The following is an 8,677-nucleotide window of genomic DNA, read 5'->3' as shown; positions in this document are numbered from 1 at the left end:
CGCACCGCGGCAACCTGATGTCCAGAATATGTCAGGACGGCTCGGCGGCGTGGCCGCTGCATGACGAAGCGTGACCTCGGAGCAGCCAGCGCGGAGTCCGGGGAGGGCTGAAGATGACTCCATTAAGGCTGGAAATTGCGCGCGATGACTATTCTTTGCAGTCGCCTCGGCCGCGCGTTGAAGGGAGCCTAGGGTGGGAACAATCTCGCAATAGTTCTAGTGGAGTGCTCCCATGTCCCAAACCCTCAAAACAGCTCCGGCAGCCGCCGCAGTGGCATCCCCCCAATCGCTGCGCGGTAACCTCTCGGTGGCTTCCATCGTCTTCATTGTCGTCGCCGCGGCCTCGCCCCTGGGCGTGATCGGCGGCCCGGTGCCCCTAGGCATCGCCGGCGGCAACGGAGCCGGATTCCCCTTCACCTTCGTGATTGCCACGGTGGTCCTATTGCTGTTCGCGGTGGGCTTCACCCAGATGACGCGCTTCGTGCCCAACGCCGGCGCGTTCTATGCCTACATCGGCTCCGGCCTGGGCCTCGGGCTCGGGCTGGGCGCGGCATTCGTGGCCCTGCTGGCCTACCTGGCACTGGAAGCTGGTGTCTTCGGGCTCTTCGGTCCGGGAATGGGCGAGTTGGTCAAGGCCTATGGTGGCCCGGATCTGCCGTGGTGGCTGTGGGCCGCTGCGTGCTTCGTGCTGGTTGCCGTGCTGGGCTACCGGAATATCGAGCTGTCAGGCAAGGTGCTGGCTGTGCTGCTAATTGCCGAGGTCGCTATCGTCGTGATTCTGGATGCGGTGGTCATCCTTTCCGGCGGAGGTCCGGAAGGCTTTTCCACCGGCATCGTGAGCCCTTCCGAGATCACCTCCGGGGCACCGGGGATCGGGATTCTCTTTGCGATCCTGTCATTCGTCGGCTTCGAGGCAACTGCCGTGTTCCGCGATGAAGCGAAGGACCCGGATCGCACTATTCCGCGGGCAACGTATATTTCCCTGATCGCCATCGGACTGTTCTACACGCTTTCCAGTTGGGTGCTGATCAGCGCCAACGGGCAAAGCGCCATCGTGTCCACTGCGGAGCAGAATGCCGGAACCCTCTTGCAGAGCACCACGGTAACCTATCTGGGTACGGTCGGCGGGCATATCGTCCAGTTGCTGTTCGTGACCAGCTTGTTCGCCTGCATCCTGTCCTTCCACAATATTTCCTCGCGGTATTTCTTCCAGCTCGGCGCACGCCAGGTGCTGCCAGCGGCGTTGGGCCAGGCGCATCCGAAGCTCGGTTCTCCTGCTAAGGCCTCGGTGGTCGCTTCGATGGCTACTGGCCTGCTGATCTTGCTGGCCGTGCTGCTCAGGCTGGAACCGATCAACCAGTTCTATACCTGGCTTGGCGGCATCTCCTCGGTAGGGGTAGTTCTGCTGCTCGCACTGACATCGGTCGCGGTGCTGGCGTTCTTTGCAACGAAGCATCCAGGCGGGCCGGTGTGGCAACGGCGCATCGCCCCCTCTCTGGGGCTAGCAGGATTGCTCGGTTTCCTGGCGATCATCCTGGTGAATTTGCCCAGTTTGTTAGGGGAGGAGGGGTATGGCCCATTCTCCTTCGGTGTGCTGGTCCTGCTCGCTGCCGCGCTGGCCGCCGGCGGGGTGCTATCGAGGTTCCAGCAGGTGCACCTCTAGCTTGCAGGTTGAGGAGAGTAAATCCGGACCCCGAAACAGCTGGGGTCCTATGAAATAGGCAGGGCAAGAAGAAAACCCCGGTGCCGAAGCACCGGGGTTTCCTTTTGTCATCACTCGCACCTTCATGAGGTACTTATAACTCTAGGACGGCTGACTGTGAGCGCGCTGGGCTGAGCCTGCTATTTGGCTTGGCATTCAGAGGCCCGCCGGAACGACGGCCGCCGGAGTCATGGGAAAGCCGGTCACGGTCTTGGGCCGCGGAGGGGCGTAGGTGCGCACCTTGGAGGTGCTCAGCCCCATCCGGACCAGCGACTCCGCGATGGTCACCGCTGCGCGCACGCCATCGACAATTGGCACGCCGGTAGCCAGCCGCACCTGTTCCTCCAGCTCGGCCATGCCGCCGCAGCCCAGGCAGATCACTTCCGCCTTGTCCTGCTCGACCGCCTGGCGGGATTGCTCGACGATGGCCGCCACCGCGCGCTGCGGATCGGATTCCAGTTCCAGCACGCCCAGCCCGCTGGCGCGCACCGAGGCGAGCCGGTCGGTCAGGCCGGCCAATTTCAGCCGGTCCTCGATCAGCGGCACCGTGCGGTCCAGCGTGGTCACCACCGAATACTTGTGGCCCAGGAATTGGGCGGTGGAGGCGGCGGCTTCGGTAATGTCCACGACCGGGACATCCAGCAGCTCCTGCAGGCCCTCGCGGCCGTGCTCGCCGTAGCCGGCCTGGATGACCGCGTCGAATGGCTCGGTGTAGCGGACCACCTTGTCCATTACGGCGATGGCCGCCAGGTAGCTTTCGAAATTGCCTTCGCAGGAGTCCGCCCCGAAATCCGGGGTCAGCTCGACGATTTCGGTGCCGGGCGAGGCGACCTGCCGGGCGGAATCCCCGATGGCGCGGGTCATGGACTGCGTGGTGTTGACGTTCAGGATCAGAATGCGCATGAGTTGTCCTAGTGGGTTGGTGCCACGGCGATCGGCTCGCCATCGATGTCCGCCAGATCGTGCTGGCGCTTGGCCAAGGCCAGGTAGGCCAGGGCGCCGGCGCCCGAACCCAGGAACCAGGCAAACGGGCCGACCACGTGCAAGGCGGGGACGAAGGCCAGCACCAGTGCGATCACCGAGCTGATCACCAGTGCCCCGACGGCCCGGTAGTTCACGCCGCGGGTGAAGTAGTAGGTGCCTTCGGCATCCGAGCGGTACAGGTCCATGACGTTGATCCGGGCTTTGCGGATCAGCCAGTAGTCGGCCATGATGATGCCGAACAGCGGGCCGAGCAGCGCGCCCAGGCCGCCCAGGAAGTAGTTGATGATCTCGGGGGAGTTGTACAAGTTCCAGGGCAGGATGACCAGGCCGATGACCCCGGAGATCAGTGCGGCGGTGCGGAAGTTCAGCTTCTTCGGGAGCAGGTTGGTCAATGCGTAGGTCGGTGCCACGAAATTGGCCATCAGGTTCACCGCGATGGTCAGCACCAGCAAGGCGGCGGAGGCCAGCAGCAGCAGCAAGGTGTTCGGGATCGCGCCGACAATATCCGACGGCGAGGTGATGACCTGGCCGTTGATGGAGAACTGCGTACCGGTCAGGACCACCACGATGGCGCCGAAGAACATCATGTTCAGCGGGATGCCGAAGAAGTTGCCCTTGACGATCGCCTTCTTGGAGGATGCGCCACGGGTGAAGTCGCAGAAGTTCAGGACGAAGGTGCCGTAGATCGAGACCCACAGGGCGGCTGCGCCGAACATCGCGGTCCACATCTCGATGCCGGTCTTCGATTCGCCGGTGCTCATCGAGACGTTGAAACCCGATTCGAAGAGCATCCAGATGGCCAGGCCCAGGAAGGTGGCCAGGATGACCGGGCCGGCGAAGGCCTCGTACTTGCGGATCATCTCCATGCCGTAGCTGACGATGACCAGCTGCACCGCCCAGAGGGCGACGAAGCAGATCCAGCCCAGGGCGTTCAGTCCCAGGAAGCTGGTCTGCTCCAGGGCTGCGGACCCCGGGGCCACGGCAATCACCATGACGGCGAGGACCTGGGCGGCTAGGTAGGTCTGGATGCCGAACCAGGCAATGGCCACGGCCCCGCGCAGCAGTGCGGGAATCTGGGCGCCGTTGATGCCGAAGGCGATGCGGCTCATCACCGGGAAAGGGACACCGGTTTTCTCGCCCATGAACCCCGAGAAGTTCAGCAGCGCGAAGAGCAGGACCGCTCCGATGCCCAGCGCGCCGAGGATCTGCCAGCCGCTCATGCCCAGCGCGAAGAGCCCGATGGCGAAGGTGTAGTTGCCCAGCGAGTGCACGTCGTTGGCCCACAGGGTGAAGATGCTGTAAGAGCTCCAGGTGCGCCCGGAGCGGGTGGTTGGTGCCAGATCCTGGTTGTAGAGCGACGCGCTCAACTCGAAGGGATTGGCCCGGTCGATAGCGGGCCGGTTTTCCTGCGGTGCGGCCTCGGGCACCATTTCAGGGGTCTTTTGCGACATGATGGACATCCTTGTCAAAGGGTCATGCATCCTTGCAGGCGCATTCGGGCGCACTGCGGCAGGGGAAGATGACAGATCTGGGGAAGCGGAGCGTTCAGGGGAACGGCCCGTGCCTGCCTGCGGGGACGCAGGACAGGTAGGCGGGCCCGCTTACGGATAGATCGGCTGTCCGAAATTAACGTAGAACTCGGCCGGCGAGCCGAGAAGCGGCATGGCCGGGCGCGGCGCAACGGCAAGCCGCTGTGCGCTGTGCGTGATGCACGGTGGAAAAAGCATGGCTGCTCCTGAGCTAGGAAGTCACTCCGAGATATGTGCCAGGTGAGTAACCACCACTGTATGCACTGGATCACATTCCCGCAATAGAAAATGATAATTTCACCAGATGGTATTTTGGGCAGGATTCCGGAGCCTTTTATTCCATTCCCTGAATCCGCTGATGAGCCAGCTTTTACCAGGATCGCACCGGGCGCCATTCCTGTCCTGATGCCACTGCAGCGCTCTTCTGCACGACTCTGCGCGCATCGGCACTTCGTCCCGAAACCTTCTTGACAGTGATTGGCGTCTCGTCCTAGAGTTTTCATAAAGCAAAAGCTAACTTCCATAAAGCGGAATCTTTGGAAGGTGTTCTTGAAGGGAAATCCAGTGTCCTACACTCTGAACTGCTCGATCCTCCTCACCGAGTTGCCGCTGCTGCAGCGTGCGGATGCCGCCAAGCAGGCGGGTTTCGACAGCGTCGAATTCTGGTGGCCATTTGGCGAAGCCGCCCCCTCCGGCAAGCAGGTCGACGAATTTCTCGCCTCGCTGGCCAACGCCGGCGTCCAGCTGGACGGACTGAACTTCTTCGCCGGCGACATGCCGGCAGGCGACCGCGGACTGGTTTCATGGCTGGGTCGCGAGTCCGAATTCAAGGACAACGTCGACGCGGTAGTGGCGATCGCCGAAGCTACCGGCTGCAAGGCCTTCAACGCCCTGTATGGCAACCGCATCGAGGGCGCCGACCCGGCGGCCCAGGATGCGCTGGCCTTGGAGAACCTGGTGGCCGCGGCCCAGGGCGTGGCCAAGGTCGGCGGCACCGTGCTGATCGAGCCGGTCTCCGGCACGGAAGCCTACCCGCTGAAAACTGCGGCCCAGGCGCTTGCGGTCATCGACGCTGTCAAGGCCCAGGGCGAAGGGAACATCGCGCTGCTGGCCGACTTCTACCACCTGTCAGTCAACGGCGATGACGTCGCCGCCGTCATTGAAGCGCATGCCAAGGACTTCGGCCATATCCAGATCGCCGATGCGCCGGGCCGCGGAGCTCCGGGCACCGGGGACCTGCCGCTGCAGGACTGGATCAAGCGCTCGCGCGAGTTGGGCTACACCGGCAAGGTCGCCCTGGAGTACAAGCAGGAAGCGGCCACCGCCTTCGACTGGCTCCAGAACGCCAGCAGCAGCGCCGCAGTCTAGAGAACACCTTTTCGCACAAGAATTTTTGGAGAATCACATGTCGCAGAACATCGCCTTCATCGGACTGGGCATCATGGGCCTGCCGATGGCCAAGAACCTGGTCAACGCCGGCTATCACGTCACCGGCTACAACCGCAGCGACAAGGCCGGCAATGAGCTGGCCGCCGCTGGCGGAACCAAGGCCGCCTCCATCGCGCAAGCCGTGGCCAATGCGGACGTGGTCATCACCATGGTCCCGGATTCCCCGGATGTCCAGGCCGTCACCCTCGGCGCAGAGGGCGTCTTCGCCAACGCGAAGGCCGGAGCGCTGTGGATCGACAACTCCTCGATCCGTCCCGACGTGGCCGTCGAGCTTGCGGCCGCGGCCCGCGACGCCGGACTGCGCCCGCTCGATGCCCCGGTCTCCGGCGGCGAGGCCGGCGCCATCGAGGGCGTGCTGTCCATTATGGCCGGCGGCGAGCCAGCTGACTTCGAGGCGGCCAGGCCGGTGCTCGAAGCGGTAGGCAAGACCATCGTGCTGGTGGGTCCTTCGGGCTCCGGGCAGACCGTCAAGGCGGCCAACCAGCTGATCGTCGCGGCCAACATCCAGGCCCTGTCCGAAGCGGTGCTCTTCCTCGAAGCCTATGGCGTGGACACCGACGCGGCCATCAAGGTCCTCGGCGGCGGCCTGGCCGGCTCCAAGGTGCTTGACCAGAAGGCCCAGAAGATCCTGGACCGCGAATTCGCCCCGGGCTTCCGCCTGGCCCTGCACAACAAGGACATGGGCATCGTGACCTCCGCGGCCCGCGAAGCCGGTGTCGTGCTGCCCCTGGGCGCACTGGTCGCCCAGCTGGTCACCTCCACCGTGGCTTCCGGCGACGGGGCGCTGGACCATTCGGGCCTCTTCCGCGGGGTGCAGCGACTGGCCGGCAAGGTCGACGCCCCGGTTCCCGCCTAGGGGAATACAACCCCCAAGGCATATGACTTCCTGCGGCGGGGAGGCCAAGGTATCTCCGCTTCCTCGGATGCCGGCCGCGCCATAGCGGGCCCGGCTGGTGCCGGCGACTTGATTACACGGCAAGCGGCCAGCACAGGCCTCGCCCGTTGCGCAATGGGCTTTGTTCCAGTTCATTGCCGGCATCCGATGCTCAAGGAAACGGCGTTGTGGTGACTCATGCACCTTCCGCCCCGCCGCAGGTTTCCCTTCTTTCTCCCAAGCTACCCACGAACACCCTGCCGGTGTTCATAAGGACGTGACTGAAATGCCAAAGATGCGCGCAGTAGATGCCATCGTACAGATCCTGCAGAAGGAGGGCGCCACCGAGGCTTTCGGCCTGCCCGGCGCCGCGATCAACCCGCTGTACTCGGCCATGAGGGCCCACGGCGGCATCCGCCACACCCTGCACCGCCACGTCGAGGGCGCGAGCCACGCCGCCGACGGCTACTCGAGGGCCACCGGCAATATCGGGCTGTGCCTGGGCACTTCGGGCCCTGCCGGCACCGACATGATTACCGGCCTGTACGCGGCGATCGCCGACTCCATCCCGATGCTGTGCATCACCGGGCAGGCGCCCACCAATGTGCTGCACAAGGAGGACTTCCAGGCCGTGGACATCGAGTCCATCGCCAAGCCGGTGACCAAGTACGCCTCCACCGTGCTGGAGCCGGGCCTGGTTCCGGGCACCTTCGCCAAGGCCTTCCAGATCATGCGCTCGGGCCGTCCGGGACCGGCGCTGATCGACCTGCCGATCAACGTGCAGATGGCCGAGATCGACTTCGACATCGATGCCTACGAGCCATTGGCACCGACCAAGCCGCAGGCCACCCGTGGCCAGGCCGAGAAGATCGTCGACCTGCTGCTGGGAGGCAAGAAGCCGATCATCATCGCCGGCGGCGGCGTGATCAATGCCAACGCCAGCGGCAAGCTGGTCGAGCTGGCCGAAGAGCTGAACATCCCGGTTTCCCCGACACTCATGGGCTGGGGCGTCATTCCCGACGACCACCGCCTGCAGTCAGGCATGGTGGGCATCCAGACCCACACCAAGTACGGCAACGAAACCTTCCTGGCCTCCGATGTGGTGCTGGGCCTGGGCAACCGCTGGGCCAACCGCCACACCGGCAACCTGGACACCTACCGTGCCGGGCGCAAGTTCATCCATGTGGACATCGAGCCCACGCAGATCGGCCGCGTCTTCTCCCCGGATCTGGGGATCACCTCGGATGCCGGCGCTGCCATCGACGCGATCCTGGAGGTAGTGCGCGAGCGCAAGGCCGCCGGCACCCTGCCGGACTACTCGGCCTGGGCCGATGAGGCCACCGCCCGCAAGTCCACCGGCCACCGCAAGACCAACTTCGATAACATCCCGATCAAGCCGCAGCGGGTGTACCAGGAAATGAACGCCGCCTTCGGGACGGACACCACCTATGTCTCCACCATCGGCCTGAGCCAGATCGCCGGCGCGCAGATGCTGCACGTCTACGGCCCGCGCAAGTGGATCAACGCCGGGCAGGCCGGCCCGCTGGGGTGGACCGGACCGGCTGCCCTGGGCGTCGTGCGCGGCAAGCCGGGCGAAAAGGTCGTGGCCCTCTCCGGGGACTACGACTTCCAGTTCATGATCGAGGAGCTGGCCGTTGGCGCGCAATTCAAGCTGCCCTATGTGCACGTCGTGGTCAACAACTCCTACCTGGGCCTGATCCGCCAGTCGCAGCGCGCCTTCGAGATGGATTACCACGTCTCGCTGGGCTTCGAGAACATCAACTCCCCGGAAACCAAGGGCTACGGCGTGGACCATGTGAAGGTGGCCGAGGGCCTGGGCTGCAAGGCCGTGCGCATCGAGGATCCAAGCCAGCTGGCTGCCGGATTCGCGCAGGCCAATGCGCTGGCCGAAGAGCACCAGGTGCCAGTTGTGGTGGAAGTGATTCTGGAAAAGGTCACCAACATCGCCATGGGCGCGCAGCTGGATGCAGTCAATGAATTCGAAGACCTGGCTTTGGACGCCGCCGATGCACCAACCGCGTTGGTGCCGATGGCAGCCTCGGCCACCGTGGGTGCGTGAAAGGGCAGTCGTCGCTGACCTGCAACCCGCAAAGTTTGGCGCGGGGGCCCCGGTTCACC

The 8,677-nt window shown here is 64.3% G+C and carries 6 protein-coding genes; 4 read left to right on the top strand and 2 right to left on the bottom strand.

Going from position 1 to position 8,677, the window contains the following annotated elements:
- The first annotated feature begins 232 nt into the window (after nt 1–232).
- A complete protein-coding gene (locus tag ACNPN0_RS14695) occupies nt 233–1,663 on the top strand; it encodes an APC family permease (protein ID WP_448938226.1) in 1,431 nt (476 codons plus the stop codon).
- A gap of 195 nt (nt 1,664–1,858) precedes the next feature.
- Here the strand turns inward: ACNPN0_RS14695 and ACNPN0_RS14690 are convergent, their stop codons facing one another.
- Nucleotides 1,859–2,605 carry an aspartate/glutamate racemase family protein gene (locus tag ACNPN0_RS14690; RefSeq protein ID WP_448938227.1) on the bottom strand — a complete coding sequence of 249 codons (747 nt, stop codon included), beginning with the start codon at nt 2,603–2,605 and terminating at the stop codon, nt 1,859–1,861.
- An 8-nt stretch (nt 2,606–2,613) separates the two neighbouring features.
- Nucleotides 2,614–4,137 carry an NCS1 family nucleobase:cation symporter-1 gene (locus ACNPN0_RS14685; protein ID WP_286134071.1) on the bottom strand — a complete coding sequence of 508 codons (1,524 nt, stop codon included), beginning with the start codon at nt 4,135–4,137 and terminating at the stop codon, nt 2,614–2,616.
- 642 nt (nt 4,138–4,779) lie between these two features.
- On the opposite strand from ACNPN0_RS14685, the gene ACNPN0_RS14680 reads away from it, so the two are divergent.
- From ACNPN0_RS14680 to gcl, 3 genes are all read left to right on the top strand, one after another.
- Complete coding sequence (locus ACNPN0_RS14680) at nt 4,780–5,583, top strand: hydroxypyruvate isomerase family protein (RefSeq protein ID WP_448938228.1); 804 nt, start codon at nt 4,780–4,782, stop codon at nt 5,581–5,583.
- 25 nt (nt 5,584–5,608) lie between these two features.
- Nucleotides 5,609–6,520, top strand: coding sequence for a 2-hydroxy-3-oxopropionate reductase (locus ACNPN0_RS14675; protein ID WP_448938229.1), 912 nt, complete (start codon nt 5,609–5,611; stop codon nt 6,518–6,520).
- Nucleotides 6,521–6,824: 304 nt separating this feature from the next.
- Nucleotides 6,825–8,618: a glyoxylate carboligase gene (gene gcl, locus ACNPN0_RS14670; RefSeq protein WP_448938230.1), complete on the top strand. Its 1,794-nt coding sequence runs from the start codon at nt 6,825–6,827 to the stop codon at nt 8,616–8,618.
- The last annotated feature ends 59 nt before the right edge of the window (nt 8,619–8,677 follow it).

This window comes from Glutamicibacter sp. AGC84, from assembly GCF_053543575.1.
Note: the sequence above shows the minus strand (reverse complement) of the source record. Positions and strands in the feature narration are given on the sequence as shown.